At 66.5% G+C, this 18,450-nt stretch carries 14 protein-coding genes and 1 pseudogene; 3 read left to right on the top strand and 12 right to left on the bottom strand.

The window, feature by feature from the left end:
* Window positions 1-50: 50 nt before the first annotated feature.
* The 3 genes from rpsG to AC5Y47_RS12950 form a co-directional block, all read right to left on the bottom strand.
* The gene (gene rpsG, locus AC5Y47_RS12960; RefSeq protein ID WP_416892010.1) at window positions 51-521 is read right to left on the bottom strand and encodes a 30S ribosomal protein S7; all 471 of its coding nucleotides are present in this window, start codon (window positions 519-521) and stop codon (window positions 51-53) included.
* Entirely contained in the window at window positions 521-895 is a 375-nt protein-coding gene (rpsL, locus tag AC5Y47_RS12955) for a 30S ribosomal protein S12 (protein WP_007167812.1), read from the bottom strand. The genes rpsG and rpsL overlap by 1 nt, the downstream gene beginning before the upstream one ends.
* 261 nt (window positions 896-1,156) lie before the next feature.
* Entirely contained in the window at window positions 1,157-1,786 is a 630-nt protein-coding gene (locus tag AC5Y47_RS12950) for a TetR/AcrR family transcriptional regulator (RefSeq protein WP_499944396.1), read from the bottom strand.
* A 138-nt stretch (window positions 1,787-1,924) separates the two neighbouring features.
* Here AC5Y47_RS12950 and AC5Y47_RS12945 point away from each other — a divergent pair, with 138 nt between their 5' ends.
* On the top strand, window positions 1,925-2,287 hold the full coding sequence (locus AC5Y47_RS12945; protein WP_499944395.1) for a DUF3060 domain-containing protein: 363 nt from the start codon (window positions 1,925-1,927) through the stop codon (window positions 2,285-2,287).
* 52 nt (window positions 2,288-2,339) lie between these two features.
* Here the strand turns inward: AC5Y47_RS12945 and AC5Y47_RS12940 are convergent, their stop codons facing one another.
* Window positions 2,340-2,531, bottom strand: coding sequence for a hypothetical protein (locus AC5Y47_RS12940; RefSeq protein WP_499944394.1), 192 nt, complete (start codon window positions 2,529-2,531; stop codon window positions 2,340-2,342).
* A 1-nt stretch (window position 2,532) separates the two neighbouring features.
* Between AC5Y47_RS12940 and AC5Y47_RS12935 the strand changes: the two genes are divergently transcribed.
* Window positions 2,533-2,826: a DUF3060 domain-containing protein gene (locus AC5Y47_RS12935; RefSeq protein ID WP_499944393.1), complete on the top strand. Its 294-nt coding sequence runs from the start codon at window positions 2,533-2,535 to the stop codon at window positions 2,824-2,826.
* Window positions 2,827-2,829: 3 nt separating this feature from the next.
* Here the strand turns inward: AC5Y47_RS12935 and AC5Y47_RS12930 are convergent, their stop codons facing one another.
* The 5 genes from AC5Y47_RS12930 to AC5Y47_RS12910 form a co-directional block, all read right to left on the bottom strand.
* A complete protein-coding gene (locus AC5Y47_RS12930) occupies window positions 2,830-3,612 on the bottom strand; it encodes a crotonase/enoyl-CoA hydratase family protein (protein WP_499944392.1) in 783 nt (260 codons plus the stop codon).
* Window positions 3,609-4,337, bottom strand: a complete 729-nt coding sequence (locus AC5Y47_RS12925) for a PaaX family transcriptional regulator C-terminal domain-containing protein (protein WP_499944437.1) — start codon at window positions 4,335-4,337, stop codon at window positions 3,609-3,611. The genes AC5Y47_RS12930 and AC5Y47_RS12925 overlap by 4 nt, the downstream gene beginning before the upstream one ends.
* 17 nt (window positions 4,338-4,354) lie before the next feature.
* Entirely contained in the window at window positions 4,355-5,293 is a 939-nt protein-coding gene (locus AC5Y47_RS12920; protein WP_499944391.1) for a crotonase/enoyl-CoA hydratase family protein, read from the bottom strand.
* Window positions 5,290-6,918 (bottom strand): acyl-CoA dehydrogenase family protein, encoded by a 1,629-nt coding sequence (locus AC5Y47_RS12915; protein ID WP_499944390.1) that lies wholly within the window; start codon window positions 6,916-6,918, stop codon window positions 5,290-5,292. The genes AC5Y47_RS12920 and AC5Y47_RS12915 overlap by 4 nt, the downstream gene beginning before the upstream one ends.
* A 65-nt stretch (window positions 6,919-6,983) precedes the next feature.
* Window positions 6,984-7,739: a deoxyribonuclease IV gene (locus AC5Y47_RS12910; RefSeq protein ID WP_499944389.1), complete on the bottom strand. Its 756-nt coding sequence runs from the start codon at window positions 7,737-7,739 to the stop codon at window positions 6,984-6,986.
* Between the two features lie 79 nt (window positions 7,740-7,818).
* Here AC5Y47_RS12910 and AC5Y47_RS12905 point away from each other — a divergent pair, with 79 nt between their 5' ends.
* On the top strand, window positions 7,819-9,723 hold the full coding sequence (locus AC5Y47_RS12905; protein ID WP_499944436.1) for a neutral ceramidase: 1,905 nt from the start codon (window positions 7,819-7,821) through the stop codon (window positions 9,721-9,723).
* An 18-nt stretch (window positions 9,724-9,741) separates the two neighbouring features.
* Here AC5Y47_RS12905 and AC5Y47_RS12900 read toward each other — a convergent pair.
* The 3 genes and pseudogenes from AC5Y47_RS12900 to rpoB form a co-directional block, all read right to left on the bottom strand.
* Window positions 9,742-10,668, bottom strand: a pseudogene (locus AC5Y47_RS12900) (type IV toxin-antitoxin system AbiEi family antitoxin).
* A gap of 173 nt (window positions 10,669-10,841) precedes the next feature.
* Complete coding sequence (locus tag AC5Y47_RS12895; RefSeq protein ID WP_499944388.1) at window positions 10,842-14,792, bottom strand: DNA-directed RNA polymerase subunit beta'; 3,951 nt, start codon at window positions 14,790-14,792, stop codon at window positions 10,842-10,844.
* Window positions 14,793-14,831: 39 nt separating this feature from the next.
* A complete protein-coding gene (gene rpoB / locus AC5Y47_RS12890) occupies window positions 14,832-18,323 on the bottom strand; it encodes a DNA-directed RNA polymerase subunit beta (RefSeq protein WP_499944387.1) in 3,492 nt (1,163 codons plus the stop codon).
* Window positions 18,324-18,450: the final 127 nt, after the last annotated feature.

Genomic DNA, 18,450 nt, shown 5'->3' with positions numbered 1-18,450 from the left:
ACTCTTTCGTTGCTCAGTGATTCGCTATCGGTCGCACCCGCGGGATCCCGTCACCAGCGATAGTGCGCGAACGCGCGGTTTGCCTCGGCCATCTTGTGGGTGTCCTCGCGCCGTTTGACGGAAGCTCCCAGGCCGTTGCTGGCATCCAGGATCTCGTTTGCCAGGCGCTCGACCATCGTCTTCTCCCGACGCTGCCGCGAGAAGCCGACGAGCCAGCGCAGCGCCAGCGTCGTGGACCGGTCCGGACGCACCTCGACGGGGACCTGGTAGGTGGCACCACCGACGCGGCGGCTGCGCACTTCCAGGGCGGGTTTGACGTTGTCGAGAGCGCGCTTGAGGGTGATGACGGGATCGGTGCCGGTCTTGTCGCGGGCCTGCTCGAGCGCACCATAGACAATGCGCTCAGCCAGCGATTTCTTCCCCTTCAGCAGAACTTTGTTCACCAACTGGGTGACCAGCTGCGACCCGTACACCGGGTCGTTGACCAGCGGACGCTTGGGTGCGGGCCCCTTGCGCGGCATCAGCTCTTCTCCTTCTTGGCGCCGTAACGGCTGCGGGCCTGCTTGCGGTTCTTCACGCCCTGGGTGTCCAGCGAACCGCGGATGATCTTGTAGCGCACACCGGGCAGGTCCTTCACCCGGCCGCCACGCACCAGCACCATCGAGTGCTCCTGCAGGTTGTGGCCCTCGCCGGGGATGTAGGCCGTGACCTCAACCTGGCTGGTCAGCTTCACACGGGCGACCTTCCGAAGCGCCGAGTTCGGCTTCTTCGGGGTGGTGGTGTACACGCGGGTGCACACGCCACGACGCTGCGGGCTGCCCTTCAGGGCCGCGGTCTTGACCTTGGCGATCTTGTCGCGACGACCCTTGCGGACCAGCTGCTGAATGGTTGGCATCTACCGGCTTTCTCTGTTCTCGTTCAACGTCAAGTCTCTGTACTGCAGTTATGCCCGCGCGCGTTACCCCGCGTCCGGGCGTGTCGCACGCGCTCAGCACCGGCAAAAGAATCCGATGCATCATGGACATGCGAATTAGCCCGGCATTCGTTCCCTTACGTCAGGCGCCGTAAGCCGCCAGGCACGAGCCACCACATTACCCGCCCCCGGTCTGACAGGTCAAAATGGCCGTCGGCCCGGGTTCTACCAGCGTATAAGCGCTTAGCGGGCGGTACGAGTGTCCATCCCGGCCGCCAACCGCAGCACCATGTCGGTGAACACGGCGTCGGTGTCGATGTCGTCCATTACCCCGGTCATCTCCAGCAACACGAAGCCGTGCATCGCCGACCAGAACTCCAGCGCGGCGTAGAACGCCTCGTCGCCCTGCAAGCCGTAGGACGACAAGACGGCGATGACCGGACCGGCCGCGCCGCGGGTCGCCGCCGAGTACTCCGGGTCGTCACCGCCGAACGGCATCCGGGTGAACGCGGAGTACCGGCCCGGGTGGTGATGGGCGTAGCTGCGATAGGCGCCGGCCATGACCAGGACGGCGTCGTCGCGGGCGCGGCCCTCGCCGACGCGGTTCAGCATGGTGATGATGTCGTCGATGACCCGGATGCGCACCGCCCGACGCAGGTCCTCCAGGCTGTCGACGTGGTTGTACAGCGAGGGCCCTTTGGTCCCGAGCTGGGTCGCCAGGGCGTTGATGGTCAGCGAATCCCAGCCTTCGCGGTCCAGGAAGGTCAGCGCACCGTCGACGATGCCGTCGCGGCTCAGCTTGGCCTGGCGGGCTCCGGACCTTCCGCCGCGCGCACGGCCACCGGTCGACGGTGCATCCGGCTGAGCTGCCATGACTAATGACTCTAGTTGACCGGTCCGCGCGCCCACCGTTTCACCATGCGTGGTTATCCGGTTTGGGTCTGTCGTCCCACCGGCGATTGCACGTAGGCTCAGACCCACAATCACCCGCCCAGCGAAGGGGGGCTCGCCGTGAGATGGACGGCCGCCGCCGGAACCGCGGCCCTGGCCGCAGTCACCATTGTTGCCGCACCCCTGGCGCACGCCAAGAACGGCGACACCCACATCACCGGCCAGGGCGTCGAAACCACCATCGACTGCAACGATTCCACGCTCTTCGTCAACGGGACCTCCAACACCATCACCGCTAAGGGAACCTGCTGGGCGGTCACGATGATGGGGACCTCCAACACCGTCATCGCCGACACCGTCGTCAACGACATCACGGTGTACGGCTACGACGGGACGGTGTACTTCCACAACGGCGATCCCGTCATCTGGGACCGCGGCCGCGAACTGGGCATGACCAACCGAATCCAGCGGGTCGGCCCCTAGGGGCCCAGGAATAGGAAGAGAATCGAGTAACTATGCGCCCCAACACATCTGGTCACTCGTCTCCGGCATCGCGAGCGGCAGCATTGGTCGGCGCGCTGGCCATCGCGGCAGCAGGCGGAGTGGTCGCATGCAGTTCGACGGCCTCGCCCCCGGGCGGCAACGGCACGACGTCGTCGTCGGCCTCGAGCAAGTCTTCTTCCTCGGCAAGCAGCGGGACCGCCGAGTCCACAGACGAGAACCCCACATTGAGCACCTCGGTCGAGGTGGGCGACACCGTCGTCTACGCGTACATGGGGCAGACCGCCACCATTTCCTGCGAAGAAGGCAAGTCGCTGAACGTCACCGGCGGGGACAACACGCTGACCGTCAACGGCACCTGCGAGACGGTGAGCGTGATCGGCAGCAACAACAAGATCACCATCGACAACGTCACCAAACGCATCCGGGTGGGCGGAATGGACAACACCGTCACCTACCGCAACGGTGACCCGAAGGTGGACAAGTTGGGTCCCAACAACACCGTGACCAAGGGCGGCTGACCGCTACTGTTCGGCGGCACCGCTCGCCGGCGCCCCGTGCCGGCCCGCCCCGGCGGCAAACCTCGCCGCGCCCCGTAACGACTCACCGGCGACCCGGGAGATGCTCGCGAACTCGAGGTCCATGGCGGCGGACTCGGGCAGCCCCCACTGGTGCAACGCCGACAATCGATCCGACCGCAGACACTGCTGCGGCAGCGCGGCCAGTTCGGTGGCCAGCTGCTGGGCGGCTTGTGCCGCTTGACCTTTGGGCGCCACCCGGTTGGCCAGCCCGATGGCCAGTGCCTCGTCGGCGTTGACCGCGCGGCCGGTGAGGATCATGTCCATCGCCCGGCTGTGCCCGATCAGCCGCGGTAGCCGCACCGTCCCGCCGTCGATGAGTGGCACCCCCCAGCGGCGGCAGAACACGCCGAACACCGCGTCCTCCCCGGCCACCCGCAGGTCGCACCACAACGCCAGTTCCAGGCCGCCGGCCACCGCGTAGCCGTCGACCGCGGCGATCACCGGTTTGGACAACATCATCCGCGACGGACCCATCGGGCCCGGCCCGGTGCGGTGCACCGCGTTGGCCTGCGGGGTGCCGAAGGCCTTCAAATCCGCTCCGGCGCAGAAGGTTCCGCCTTCGCCGCGCAACACGGCGACGGCGGCGGTTTCGTCGCGGTCGAATTGATCGAAGGCCGCGTAGAGCGCGGCCGCCGTCGGACCGTTGACCGCGTTACGCGCCTCGGGCCGGTTGATGCTGACGGTGATCACCGGGCCGTCGCGTTCCACCCGAACCAGATCACTCATGTCGCCTCCTGGAGTCGTCGCCTCGGGTCGTCACGTCGCTGTGCCAGTTCGGTGGCGAAATCGTGGTAGGCCGAGCGCAATCGGGCGCCCGGCCAGTCGTCGGGCAGCAGTTCGTCGGGCAGCATCGGATCGGTGAGCAAATGGCGTACCACCGCGGCGGCCACCACGAACCGGCCCGGGACATCGGTCGCTTGCGCGATCTCGTCGAGCAGTCTGATCCCGGCGGCGGCCCACTCGGTCAGGTCCCACAACTGTCTCGCCAACTCGGCGGGCGCCTCGTCGCGCGCTGTGAGCACCCGCACCCGCGCGGCGACATCGGTGTCCAATTCCAGGTCGAGGTTGTCCGGGCGCATCCAGACACCTTCCCGCAGCTCACCGAAGCGCTTGCCGTGCATGATGTTTCGTAGCGCGGCGCGGTTGCGCGGGTCGATGCCCACACTGGTGACGACGACTACCTGCCAGTCTCCGCGCCACGGCCGGGTGCGCGGGCGCATGGCCTCGTCCTGACGGCGTTGCCGGGCCAACAGCCGATCCGAGAGCCGGTAGCCGTCGGCCGAACGGATCAGGTCCCCGGCACCGACCATGCGGGTCAACGCCACCCGTAGCGCGGACTCCTTGATGCCGAAATCTGCTGTCAGAGTGATCAACTCGCTCGCGCGGGCCCAGGCGGGATGGGCGCCCAGCAGCACGCTGAGCACCACCGACCGAGCGGTCATGCGGGTCAGCGGTTTCGGCATGGGCGCTACACCTGGGAGCTTTTCCGGCCGTAGTCGCCGAACGGTTCGTCGCGGTGCTTGACGGCGTCCCGGAAGCCGTGTTCGACGGCGTCGGCGACGAATGCGTGCCCTTCGGGAGTGTGCCGGGCGACCCCGTCGAACACCGTGCTGACCATCCGGCTGGTGCCCACACCCTGTTGCAGCAGTGGGGCATTGAGCGCGAGCTTGATCATGATCAGCTGGTTGACCGGCAGTGCGGCGATGCGGGCGACCAGTCGCTCGGTGCGCTCGTCGAGGTCGTCGGGCTCGGGCGCTTCGACCGCCAGACCCCACTCGGCGGCCTGGGCACCGGTGATGCAGTCGCCGGTGAACAGCAGGCGTTTGGCGCGCTGGTCACCCAGCCGGTGCGCCCACAGGCCCGCCGCCGGTACACCCCATACCCGGGTGGGAGGGTAGCCGATCTTGGCGTCGGCGGCGGTGATCACCTGGTCGGCGTGCAGGGCGATGTCGGTGCCGCCGGCCACGCAGTAGCCGTGGATCTTGACGACGGTCGGCTTGTCGCAATGCATCAGGCTGGCGAACCCGCGCACGAACCGGCTCATCATCTGGTAGTCGATCATCGGGTCCCACGGCTGGTTGGGCAGATGGTTGACGCCCTGGGTCTTGCCGTCCAGCACGGTGCCCCGGTAACTGCCTTCACCGCCCGCCGATCCGGTCCGGTCGGCGTAGGCGGACAGGTCGAAACCCGCGCAGAAACCCTCCCCCCGCCCGGACACCAGGATCACGTGCACGTTCGGATCGAGGTCGGCGCGCTCGACCAACGCCGAGAGCTCCAGCGGAGTGTCGGCGATGATCGCGTTGCCCTTCTCGGGCCTATTGAAGGTGATGCGCGCGATCCGGTCGGTGACCTCGTAGGTCATCGTCTTGAGGTTGTCGAAATCGACCGGCCTGATGGCGTGCGTCACCCTTTCACCAAAGCACGCTCGAGGATCGGCGCCAGATCCAGACCCGTGGGCATGGTGCCGAACGCCCCGCCCCACTGCCCGCCGAGTCGGGTGGCCAGGAATGCCTCGGCGACCGCGGGATGTCCGTGCCGCAGCAACAGCGATCCCTGCATGGCCAGGCAGATGTCCTCGGCGATCTTGCGGGCGCGGTATTCGATGGTGTCCAGATCGGTCAGTTGACGTTGCAGCTGCTCGACGTGGGTGTCCTGGCGGGCGTCCTGACCGGTCGTCTGCGCCAGTTCGTCGAACAGCACTTCCACGGATTCGGGCCGGGTTGCCATGGCACGCAACGTGTCCAGCGCACTGACGTTGCCCGAACCCTCCCAGATGCCCATCAACGGTGCCTCACGGTAGAGCCGCGGCATGCCCGAGTCTTCGACATAACCGTTGCCGCCCAGGCACTCCAGCGCTTCGGCGGCATGCGGGGTGGACCGCTTGCACACCCAGTACTTGCTGGCCGCCAGCCCGATGCGGCGCAACAGCGCCTCGCGCTGGTCGCCGCGCACTGCCTTGTCGGTGGCTCCGGCCATGCGCATCGCCACGATGGTGGCGGCCTCGGCTTCCACCGCTAAATCGGCCAGCACGTTGCGCATTGCCGGCTGGTCGATCAGGTAGGCGCCGAACGCTTTTCGGTGTTGGGCGTGATAGATGGCGCGGGTGAGACCGGTGCGCATGCTGGTGGCGCTGCCCAGCGTGCAGTCCAACCGGGTGAGGTTGACCATCTCGATGATGGTCGGCACACCGCGGCCCTCCTCGCCGACCAGCCAGGCGGTGGCGCCGTCGTATTCGACCTCGCTGGAGGCGTTGGCGTGATTGCCGAGCTTGTTCTTGAGCCGCTGCAGGAACATCCGGTTGCGGGTGCCGTCGGGCAGGATGCGCGGCAGCATGAAGCACGACAAGCCTTTTGGCGCCTGGGCCAGGACCAGGAAGATGTCGCACATCGGCGCCGAGGTGAACCATTTGTGGCCGCGCAGACTGTACGTGCCGTCGCCGTTCGGCGTCGCTTCGGTGGTGCCGGCGCGCACATCCGAGCCGCCCTGTTTCTCGGTCATCGACATGCCGGCGGTGATGCCGGGCTTCGTGACGGCCAGCTTGAGTTGCGGGTCGTACTCGCGGCTGGTCAGCAGCGGCTCGTACACCGCCGCGAGTTCGGGATTGAACCGCAGTGCCGGCACCACGGCGTAGGTCATGGAGATGGGGCAGATGTGGCCGGGCTCCACCGTCCACACCGATGTCTTGGCCGCGCGCACCACGTGCGAACCGGGCCGGTCATCGGCCCAGGGCGCGCCGTGCAGGCCGTGCGCGATCGCAGTGCGCATCAGCTCGTGATAGGCGGGGTCGTACTCCACTTCGTCAATGCGGTGCCCGACCCCGTCGTGGGTGTGCAGGACGGGGCGGTTGCGATCGGCCAGCTCACCCCAGCGCTGGGCTTGAGGGCTACCCGAGAGGGCACCGAGTTCGGTCACCTCGTCCAGGCCCCACTGCCCGCCTTCGCGGATCAGCGCTTCGATGAGCACCGGCGAGGACGCGGGGTTGTAGTTCTCCAGTTGCGGAACCTGGTTGGTGACGACGTGCGTATCGGACATGGGGACAATGTTACATTTTCCCGACAACCGCACAAGGGGTGTAATGCCCGTGCCGGGCCAAGCCGTCAGCCGCCGACGTGCTCTCGCAAGAAAGCGATGTCATCCTTGCGGCCCTCGTCGGCGGTCTCGCAGATCACCGGCGCGTCAGCGGATTTGACGACGGCCACCAGCAACTCCGGGTCGATCTGGCCGGTGCCGAAGTTGGCGTGCCGGTCGGCGCCCGAACCGGCCGCGTCGCGTGAGTCGTTGCAGTGCACCAGGTCGATGCGGCCGGTCAACGCCTTGATGCGTTCGACGGCGTCGACGAGCGCCTCACCCGCGGCCCACGCATGGCAGGTGTCCAGACAGAAACCGATGCCGGTGTCGCCGATCCGATCCCAGAGCCGACCGATGGTGTCGAAGTAGCGGGCCATCGCATGGTCACCGCCTGCGGTGTTCTCCAACAGCACCTGCACGTCGGTCTCGAGGTACTGCAGCGCCTTGACCCACCGCTCGAAACCGGCTTCCATGTCGTCGTCGTCGGCGTGCCCACCGTGCACGATCACCGCTGTCGCGTCGATGGCCGCGGCGGCGTCGCAGGTGTCCTGCAGGATCTTGCGTGACGGGATCCTGATCCGGTTGTTGGCCGATGCCACGTTGATCAAGTACGGAGCGTGCACGTACAGCGGCACGTCGGATGCCTTCAGCGCCTCCGCGTCGTCACGCGGCTTGGGCTTCTTCCAACTCTGCGGGTTACCGAGGAAGAACTGGACCACGTCGGCGCCGTCCGCAGCGGCGGCGGCCAGGGGATCGTCTCCACGGACATGTGAACCGATAAGCACTTGGCCAGTTTAGTGAGTTCCGGCAGTCACTGCGCTTAAGGTGTGAGTCCGTAGGCATGCCGAGGTGGAGGTGGTGGCAATGCTGTCAGTCGGGCGCGGCATCGCCGACATCACCGGTGAAGCCACCGAATGCGGGATGCTGGGCTACGGCAAGGTCGAGCAACGCACCGCGGGCATCCACCTCCGATTGCGTTCGCGCGCATTCGTTTTCGACGACGGGCGGCGGCGGTTGTTGCTGGTGGTCGCGGAACTGCCGCTGCCGATGCAGAACGTGACCGACGAAGTGCTGCGCCGACTCGCGCTGGCGTACGGCGACACCTACGCGGCGCACAACACCTTGATCACCACCACCCACACCCACTCCGGACCCGGCGGATATTGCGGGCATCTGCTCTACAACCTGACGACCAGCGGGTTCCGGCCGGCTACCTTCAGAGCGATCGTCGACGGCATCGTCGAGTCGGTCCGGCACGCCCATGACGACGTGGCATCCGCCGAGGTGGCGCTGTCACACGGCCAATTGCAGGACGCCAGCATCAACAGGTCGCCGTCGTCGTTCGACCGCAACCCGTCGTCGGACCGGGAATTCTTCCCCGACCGCATCGACCCCCTCACCACGCTGATACGCATCGATCGCGGCGATCGGACCGTGGGCGCGATCCACTTCTTCGCCACCCACGGCACCAGCATGACCAACCGCAACCTGCTCATCTCCGGTGACAACAAGGGCTTCGCGGCCTACCACTGGGAGCGCGCGGTGCACGGTGCGGACTACCTGCTCGGCCAGCCCGACTTCATCGCCGCGTTCGCCCAGACCAACCCCGGCGACATCAGCCCCCACGTGGAGGGGCCGATCTCCTACGGCCCGGCCACCGTGGAAGAGGAACTCGGCAACACCCGGCGCATCGGGTTGTCCCAATTCGAGGACGCCGTAGCGCAATTGGGCAACGGAACGCCGATCGGCGACGAGCTCGATTCCCGGCTGACCTATGTGGACCTCAGTTCCGTACTGGTACGCGGTGAATTCACCCCCGACGGTGACGAACACCGCACCGGACGGCCGATGATCGCCGCGTCGATGTTCGCCGGGACCGACGAGGGCGAAGGCTTCAACGGATTCCGTCAGGGTCGAAACCCGTTCTGGGACAGGATATCCAACACCGTCTACCGGCTCGCCAAGTCGGTTGGGGCGGTGCAGGCCCCGAAGGGCATGGTGATACCGGTGCGGCTGCTGAATCGGCTGCAGCCCTTCATCCAGGAAGTCGTACCCGTCCAATTGCTGCGGATCGGGCGACTCTATTTGATCGCCATCCCGGGAGAACCGACCATCGTGGCCGGGCTCCGGTTGCGTCGGACGGTGGCTTCGATCGTCGGCGCCGAGCTGAATGACGTGCTCTGCGTTGGTTATTCGAATGCCTACATGCACTACGTGACCACGCCCGAGGAATACCTCGAACAGCGGTACGAGGGCGGCAGCACGCTGTTCGGGCGGTGGGAGTTGCCCGCGCTGATGCAGACGGTCGCCGGACTCGCCGAGGCGATGCGCGACGGCCGAACGGTAGCTCCCGGCCGCAAAGCGCGACCCCGCAAGCCGCGCAGCTGGTTGCGGAAAGCACCCGCCGACAGCGGCTCGTTCGGGGCGATTCTCGAGGAGCCCTCCGGAACGCACCGGCCCGGCGAAACGGTGGAGGCCGCGTTCGTCAGCGCACATCCCAACAACGACCTACACCGCAACCGGACATTCCTGGAGGTCGTCCGCCTCGACGGCGAGGAGTGGGTGCGGGTCGCCGACGACGGCGACTGGTCGACGACGTTCCGCTGGCAGCGCGACGGTCGGGCCGGCTCACGCGTGCGCATCCGGTGGGACATCCCCGCCGATGCGCCGCCCGGGCAGTACCGGATCGTGCACCACTACACCGCCCGCGACACCCACGGCCGACTCGAACCGTTCGTCACCACGACGCGGGAGTTCACGGTCGGCTGAGGTGCGCGCACGGTCGCCTTACGTTGCGCGAGCAGACGCAAAAGCCCCCAATTGCGGTGCAATTTGGGGGCTTTTGCGTCTGCTCGCCAGGTGGTACTTGACGCGATCGGCGAGGCCGACCGGGTCGTGGCGGACGTCATCGACCGTGACCGGCATCGTCAACCAGCCACATTCACCCAGCCGCGCGGTTTTCAACCGGTCGTGCAACAGCGCGTCGCGACCCAGATGCCATTGCACGCTGTCGTACTCAGCGACCACCATGGCCTCCGGCCACGCGAAGTCGACCCGCCACACCCTGCCGTACTAGTCCACGATGTTGTACTGCAGCTCGGCCGTCGGCACCTGGTTGTCGATGAACACCAGCCGCACCTCGCTTTCCATCGGCGACTCGGCACGCCCGTCGGCATAACCGATCAGCTCCCGAACTTGGACGATCCCGCGTCGGCCCTTCTGCTCGCGGATGGCCACGGTGAGTTCGCCACTGGTGCACGCCCCGATGTGCAGAGCGGCGTCGAGCGTGGCCAGGCTGCGCGGGCGCCGCAGCGACCGCGCCACTTCGACCACCGTCCAGGCCGGCGCGGTCGCCAGTCGGCCCTCCACCCGTCGCAGCGGCGCGCCGACTCGTTGATGCACCATCAGTCCCCGCGACGGTCGCATGCGCACCCCCGGATCCAGGATGTGGAGGCGCGAAGTGCGCTCGGTATCGAAGCCGTACAGCGCCGCCGCGGTACCCATGCAGGCGACGATCGGCTCGCGAGCCAACAGGTCCAACGCCTTCAGCTGGTCCAGCACGTCAGGTTCGCGGAGGCCGTAGACCCCGCGCCAGACCCGAATGAGCTTGCCCGCCTTGACAAGTCCGGCAAGGCGCTTGCGGGTCATCGTGGTCAGGAGTTGGGTGGTGGTCGCGAGTCCGCTGTCAGGCGAAAGGCCGGTGTGGATGTCCATGCGCCAGATGGTGGCGGGTGTCGGCCTACGCTAACAGTCACGCATGTGCCAGACCGCGCTGTTGTGTGGACAAAAGTCCCGGTGTGGACACCAAACCTGGTGCGCGAAGAGACGCAAAAGCCCCCGAAAACCTTGGTTTTCGGGGGCTTTTGCGTCTGCTCGCGCAGGAAACGCTACCGGTAGTCGCTGTACCCGTAGTCGTCCAGCGGAACCGCAGCACCGGTGGCCTGACCGAAGTCCGGGCTGTAGTACTGGTCCTCGTAGGACGGGATGGTGTACGCCGCGGCGCGGGCTTCCTCGGTCGGCTGCACCTGGATGTTGCGGTACCGGTTGATGCCGGTACCGGCCGGGATCAGCTTTCCGATGATCACGTTCTCCTTCAGACCGTTGAGCTTGTCACTGCGGCAGTTGATCGCCGCATCGGTCAGCACCCGCGTGGTCTCCTGGAACGACGCCGCACTCAACCACGAGTCGGTGGCCAGCGACGCCTTCGTGATACCCATCAGCACCGGACGGCCGGCTGCGGGCTCGCCGCCCTCGGCCACCACCCGACGGTTCTCCGCCTCGAACTCCGCACGGTCGATCAGCGAGCCGGGCAGGAACTCCGTCGCGCCCGAGTCGATGATGGTGACGCGGCGCAGCATCTGGCGGACGATCACCTCGATGTGCTTGTCGTGGATCGACACACCCTGCGCCCGGTAGACCTCCTGGACCTCGCGGACCAGGTGAATCTGCACCTCGCGCGGGCCCTGCACCCGGAGCACCTCGTGCGGGTCGGCCGAGCCTTCCATCAGCTGCTGGCCCACCTCGACGTGGTCGCCGTCGGACAGCACCCGCTCGGAACCGTCCTCGTGCTTGAACACCCGCAGTCGCTGACGCTTGGACAGCTTGTCGTAGACCACTTCCTCGCCGCCGTCGTCGGGAACGACGGTGATCTTGTAGAAGCGCTCCCCGTCCTCGAGCCGCACCCGGCCCGTGACGTCGGCGATCGGCGCCTTGCCGCGCGGGATGCGAGCCTCGAACAGCTCCTGGACACGCGGCAGACCGCCGGTGATGTCCTCACCCACACCACCCTGGTGGAAGGTACGCATGGTCAGCTGCGTGCCGGGCTCACCGATGGACTGGGCGGCGACGATGCCGACCGCCTCGCCGATGTCGACGAGCTTGCCGGTCGCCATCGACCGCCCGTAGCAGGTGGCACAGACGCCGGTGCCGGTGGTGCAGGTCAGCACCGAACGCACCTTGACCGAGGTGATACCCGCGGCCAGCAGCGCCTCGATGGACGGGTCGCCCAGGTCCTCACCGCGGGCGACGACGACGTTGCCGGCCTCGTCGACCGCGTCGGTGCCCAGAGTCCGTGCGTACGCCGAGGTTTCGATGTACGGGTCGCGGATCAGGGTGCCGTCCGGCTGACGCTCGGCCAGTTCGACGACGATGCCCCGCTCGGTCTGGCAGTCGTGCTCGCGCACGATGACGTCCTGGGAGACGTCCACCAGACGACGGGTCAGGTAGCCGGAGTCGGCCGTACGCAAAGCCGTGTCCGCCAAGCCCTTTCGAGCACCGTGGGTGTTGATGAAGTACTCCAGCACGGTCAGGCCCTCACGGAACGAGGACTTGACCGGACGCGGGATGAACTCACCCTTGGGGTTGGTCACCAGACCCTTCATGCCGGCCAGCGTCCGGGTCTGGGTGAAGTTACCCGTGGCACCCGAGTCGACGATGGTGATGATTGGGTTGTCGCTGGGGTAGTGCTCCCGCAGCGCCTGGCCGACCTCGTCGGTGGCTTCCTTCCAGATCTCCACCAGTGCCTCATTGCGCTCGTCGTGGTTCAAAGCGCCGCGCTGGAACTGCTTTTCGACCTTCTCCGCGCGCTCCTCGTAGTGGTCGAGGATCTCCTTCTTACGCGGCGGCACCAGCACGTCGGCCATCGAGACCGTGACGCCGCTGCGGGTCGCCCAGTAGAAACCGGCGTCCTTCAGCTTGTCGACGGTCTGCGCGACCACGATCATCGGGTAGCGCTCGGCCAGGTCATTGATGATCGCGGCCTGCACCTTCTTGTGCATCTGCTTGTTCACGAACGCATAGCCCAGCGGCAGCAGCTCGTTGAACAACACCCGGCCCAGCGTGGTCTCGGCCACCCAGGCATCCCCCGGCTGCCAGCCGTTGGCGCCGAAGCGCTCGGCCTCGATGTCGGCCGGCGGACGCAGCTGGGTCAGCCGCACCTTGATCTTGGCCCGCACCGACAGCACACCGCGGTCGGCAGCCATGATCGCCTCGGCCGGCGACGAGTACACGCCCGACTCCGGGGTGTCGCCCGAGGCCGGCTGGTACTCGCCCTTGTCGCCCTCGACCTCTGTGGTCAGGTAGTACAACCCGGTCACCATGTCCAGACGCGGCATGGCCAGCGGACGGCCGGAGGCCGGCGACAGGATGTTGTTGCTCGACAGCATCAGGATGCGGGCCTCGGCCTGCGCCTCCGCCGAGAGCGGCAGGTGCACGGCCATCTGGTCACCGTCGAAGTCGGCGTTGAACGCCTCACACACCAACGGGTGCAGCTGAATTGCCTTGCCCTCCACCAGCATCGGCTCGAAGGCCTGGATGCCCAACCGGTGCAGCGTGGGTGCGCGGTTCAGCAGCACCGGATGCTCGGCGATGACCTCTTCGAGGACGTCCCACACCTGCGGACGCTGCCGCTCCACCATGCGCTTGGCGCTCTTGATGTTCTGCGCGTGGTTGAGGTCCACCAGCCGCTTCATCACGAACGGCTTGAACAGCTCGAGTGCCATCAGCTTGGGCAGACCGCACTGGTGCAGCTTGAGCTGCGGACCGACCACGATGACCGAACGGCCCGAGTAGTCGACACGCTTACCCAGCAGGTTCTGCCGGAACCGGCCCTGCTTGCCCTTGAGCAGATCGGAGAGCGACTTCAGCGGGCGGTTACCCGGCCCGGTGACCGGACGGCCGCGACGGCCGTTGTCGAACAGCGCGTCGACGGACTCCTGCAGCATCCGCTTCTCGTTGTTGACGATGATCTCGGGCGCGCCGAGGTCGATCAGTCGCTTGAGGCGGTTGTTCCGGTTGATCACGCGGCGGTACAGGTCGTTGAGGTCCGACGTGGCGAAGCGGCCACCGTCGAGCTGCACCATCGGGCGCAGTTCCGGCGGGATGACCGGGACGGCGTCGAGCACCATGCCCATCGGCGAGTTGCCCGACTGCTGGAAGGCAGCAACCACCTTCAGCCGCTTGAGGGCACGAAGCTTCTTCTGCCCCTTGCCGTTTCGGATCACGTCACGCAGCGACTCGGCTTCGGCGTCGATGTCGAAGTTCTCGATCAGCTTCTGGATCGACTCCGCGCCCATGGCGCCGGTGAAGTACTCGCCGTAGCGGTCCTGCAGCTCGCGGTACAGGTTCTCGTCCACGATCAGCTGCTTGGGCGCCAACTTGGTGAAGTTGGTCCAGATTTCCTCGAGCCGGTCCAGCTCGCGCTGGGCACGGTCGCGCAGCTGACGCATCTCACGCTCGCCGCCGTCGCGCACCTTGCGCTTGGCGTCGGCCTTGGCGCCCTCGGCCTCCAGCTCGGCCAGGTCGGCTTCCAGCTTCTGCGCGCGGGCCTCCAGGTCGGCGTCGCGCTGGTCCTCGACGGCCTTGCGCTCCACCACCATCTCGGCTTCGAGCGTGGACAGCTCGTTGTGCCGCATCTCGTCGTCGACCGCGGTGATCACGTAGGCGGCGAAGTAGATGATCTTCTCGAGGTCCTTGGGCGCCAGGTCCAGCAGGTAGCCCAGACGCGACGGGACGCCCTTGAAGTACCAGATGTGGGTGACCGGGGCGGCCAGCTCGATGTGGCCCATCCGCTCCCGGCGCACCTTGGCGCGGGTCACCTCGACGCCGCAGCGCTCACAGATGATGCCCTTGAAGCGCACGCGCTTGTACTTGCCGCAGTAGCACTCCCAGTCGCGAGTCGGTCCGAAGATCTTCTCGCAGAACAGGCCGTCCTTCTCCGGCTTGAGCGTGCGGTAGTTGATGGTCTCCGGCTTCTTGACCTCGCCGTAGGACCACTGGCGGATGTCCTCCGCAGTGGCCAGACCGATACGGAGTTCATCGAAGAAGTTGACGTCTAGCACGTAACTCCCTTTCCCCTTGCGGGTTTAGTGACTCGATACTTAAGCAAGATCCTCGACAGAGGCAGATTCGTTGCGCGACAAGTTGATTCCCAGGTTGGCCGCGGCCCGCTCGAGGTCCTCGTCCTCACCTTCGCGCAGCTCGATCGCCGCACCGTCACTGGACAGCACCTCGACGTTGAGGCACAGCGACTGCAGCTCCTTGAGCAGCACCTTGAACGACTCGGGGATGCCCGGCTCGGGGATGTTCTCGCCCTTGACGATCGCCTCGTAGACCTTGACCCGGCCGACGGTGTCGTCGGACTTGATGGTCAACAGCTCCTGCAGCGTGTACGCGGCACCGTAGGCCTGCATGGCCCAGCACTCCATCTCACCGAAGCGCTGACCACCGAACTGCGCCTTACCGCCCAGCGGCTGCTGGGTGATCATCGAGTACGGGCCGGTGGAACGCGCGTGGATCTTGTCGTCCACCAGGTGGTGCAGCTTCATGATGTACATGTAGCCAACCGTCACCGGGTACGGGAACGGCTCCCCGCTGCGCCCGTCGAACAACACCGCCTTGCCGTCCTCGTTGACCAGCACCTCGCCGTCGCGGTTGGGCAGCGTGGCCGACAGCAGGCCCTGCAGCTCCTCCTCCTTGGCGCCGTCGAACACCGGCGTCGAGACGATCTGGTTGGGCTGGGCGTGCCGCAGGTCCTCGGGCAGGTTCGCCGCCCAGTCCGGTGATCCCTCGATGTTCCAGCCGGCCTTGGCCACCCACCCGAGGTGGGTTTCCAGGATCTGGCCGATGTTCATCCGTCGCGGCACACCGTGCGTGTTCAGGATGATGTCCACCGGGGTGCCGTCCGGCAGGAACGGCATGTCCTCGACCGGCAGGATCTTGCCGATGACGCCCTTGTTGCCGTGCCGTCCGGCCAGCTTGTCGCCGTCGGAGATCTTGCGCTTCTGGGCGACGTAGACCCGGACCAGCTCGTTGACGCCGGCGGGCAGCTCGTCGTCGTCCTCGCGGGAGAACACCCGGATGCCGATGACCTTGCCGGACTCGCCGTGCGGCACCTTCAGGGAGGTGTCGCGGACCTCGCGGGCCTTCTCGCCGAAGATCGCGCGCAGCAGCCGCTCCTCCGGGGTCAGCTCGGTCTCACCCTTGGGAGTGACCTTGCCGACCAGGATGTCGCCGTCTCGCACCTCGGCACCGATGCGCACGATGCCGCGCTCGTCCAGGTCCGCCAGCACCTCGTCGGAGACGTTCGGGATGTCCCGGGTGATCTCCTCGGCGCCCAGCTTGGTGTCGCGGGCGTCGATCTCGTGCTCTTCGATGTGGATCGAGGTCAGCACGTCCTCTTCGACGAGGCGGTTGGACAGGATGATGGCGTCCTCGTAGTTGTGACCCTCCCACGGCATGACCGCCACCAGCAGGTTCTTGCCCAGGGCCATCTCACCGTTCTCGGTGCACGGCCCGTCGGCGATTACCTGTCCGGCTTCCACCCGGTCGCCGGCGTCGACGATCGGTGACTGGTTGGCGCAGGTGCCGTGGTTGGACCGGGCGAACTTGCGCATCCGGTAGGTGCGACGGGTGCCGGTGTCGTGCATGACGGTGATGTAGTCGGCCGACACCTCCTCGATGACACCGGCCTCGTCGGCGACGACGACGTCACCGGCGTCGATGGCCGCACGCAACTCCATCCCGGTGCCCACCAACGGCGCCTCGCTACGCACCAGCGGAACCGCCTGGCGCTGCATGTTGGCGCCCATCAGGGCACGGTTGGCGTCGTCGTGCTCGAGGAACGGAATCATGGCCGTGGCCACCGACACCATCTGGCGCGGCGAGACGTCCATGTAGTCCACCTCGGACGACGGCACGTACTCCACCTCGCCCGCCTTCCGGCGGACCAGCACACGCGGCTCGACGAAGCGGCCGTTCTCGTCGATCGGCGAGTTGGCCTGCGCCACGACGTGGCGGTCCTCCTCGTCGGCGGTCAGGTAGTGGATCTCATCCGAGACGACCCCGTCCACCACCTTCCGATAGGGCGTCTCGATGAACCCGAACGGGTTGACCCGCGCGTACACCGACAGCGACCCGATCAGACCGATGTTCGGACCTTCCGGGGTCTCGATCGGGCACATCCGGCCGTAGTGCGACGGGTGCACGTCACGGACCTCCAGGCCGGCCCGCTCACGGGACAGACCACCCGGCCCCAGCGCGGACAGACGCCTCTTGTGCGTCAAACCGGACAGCGGGTTGTTCTGGTCCATGAACTGCGAGAGCTGGCTGGTGCCGAAGAACTCCTTGATCGCGGCGACGACGGGCCGGATGTTGATCAGAGTCTGCGGCGTGATGGCCTCGACGTCCTGGGTGGTCATCCGCTCGCGCACGACGCGCTCCATCCGGGACATGCCGACCCGGATCTGGTTCTGGATCAGCTCACCCACGGTGCGCAACCGGCGGTTGCCGAAGTGGTCGATGTCGTCGGTCTCCACCGGCACCTCGGAGCCGCCGGGCACGGTCATCGTGTGCTGACCCTCGTGCAGACGGACCAGGTACTCGATGGTGGCGACGACGTCTTCCTCGGTCAGCGTCGAGCTGGTGATCGGCTGTCCAGCGTTCAGGCCGAGCTTCTTGTTGACCTTGTAACGGCCGACGCGGGCCAGGTCGTAGCGCTTCTCCTTGAAGAACAGGTTCTCCAGCAGGGTCTGCGCGGACTCCTTGGTCGGCGGTTCGCCCGGACGCAGCTTGCGGTAGATGTCCAGCAGCGCCTCGTCGGTGCCGGCGGTGTTGTCCTTCTCCAGCGTGCCCATCATGATCTCGGAGAAGCCGAACCGCTCGTGGATCTGCTCGTTGGTCCAGCCCAGCGCCTTGAGCAGCACGGTGACGGGCTGGCGACGCTTGCGGTCGATGCGGACACCGACGGTGTCGCGCTTGTCGACGTCGAACTCCAGCCAGGCGCCCCGGCTGGGAATCACCTTGACGCTGTGCAGCAGCTTCTCGGTGGACTTGTCGATGGTCTCGTCGAAGTACACACCCGGCGAACGCACCAACTGGCTGACCACGACACGCTCGGTGCCGTTGATGATGAAGGTGCCCTTCTCGGTCATCATCGGGAAGTCGCCCATGAACACCGTCTGGCTCTTGATCTCACCGGTGTTGTTGTTGATGAACTCGGCGGTGACGAACAGCGGCGCCGCGTACGTCATGTCCTTGTCTTTGCACTCGTCGACCGGCGCCTTGACCTCGTCGAAGCGGGGGTCGGAGAAAGACAGCGACATCGACCCGGAGAAGTCCTCGATCGGCGACAGCTCGTAGAGAACCTCCTCGAGCCCGCCCATCTGGTTGACTTCGCCGCGCTTCGCGGCTGACTCACGCCAGCGCTGCGAGCCGATCAACCACTCGAACGAATCGGTCTGCACATCGAGCAACCCCGGAACCTCGAGCGGTTCGCGCAGCTTGGCGAACGACACCCGGTTGGGCGCTCCGGGTACGGAGCTGTTCGAAGAACTCTGAGAGGGATTTACGTTGCTCTGGCGGAAATCAGCCAAGATGCGTCCTTCCAGCACCTCGTGCGACGACGAGTTTCCCAGGGAGGACGGGTGCCTACCAGGCCTGTTCGCCGCAGATAATTGTCGGTTCGGCTGGCGGACGAACTGTCCGGATCTCACGCACGCA

Source organism: Mycobacterium sp. NGS22, from assembly GCF_059813095.1.
This window is presented reverse-complemented; position numbering and strand designations above follow the sequence as displayed.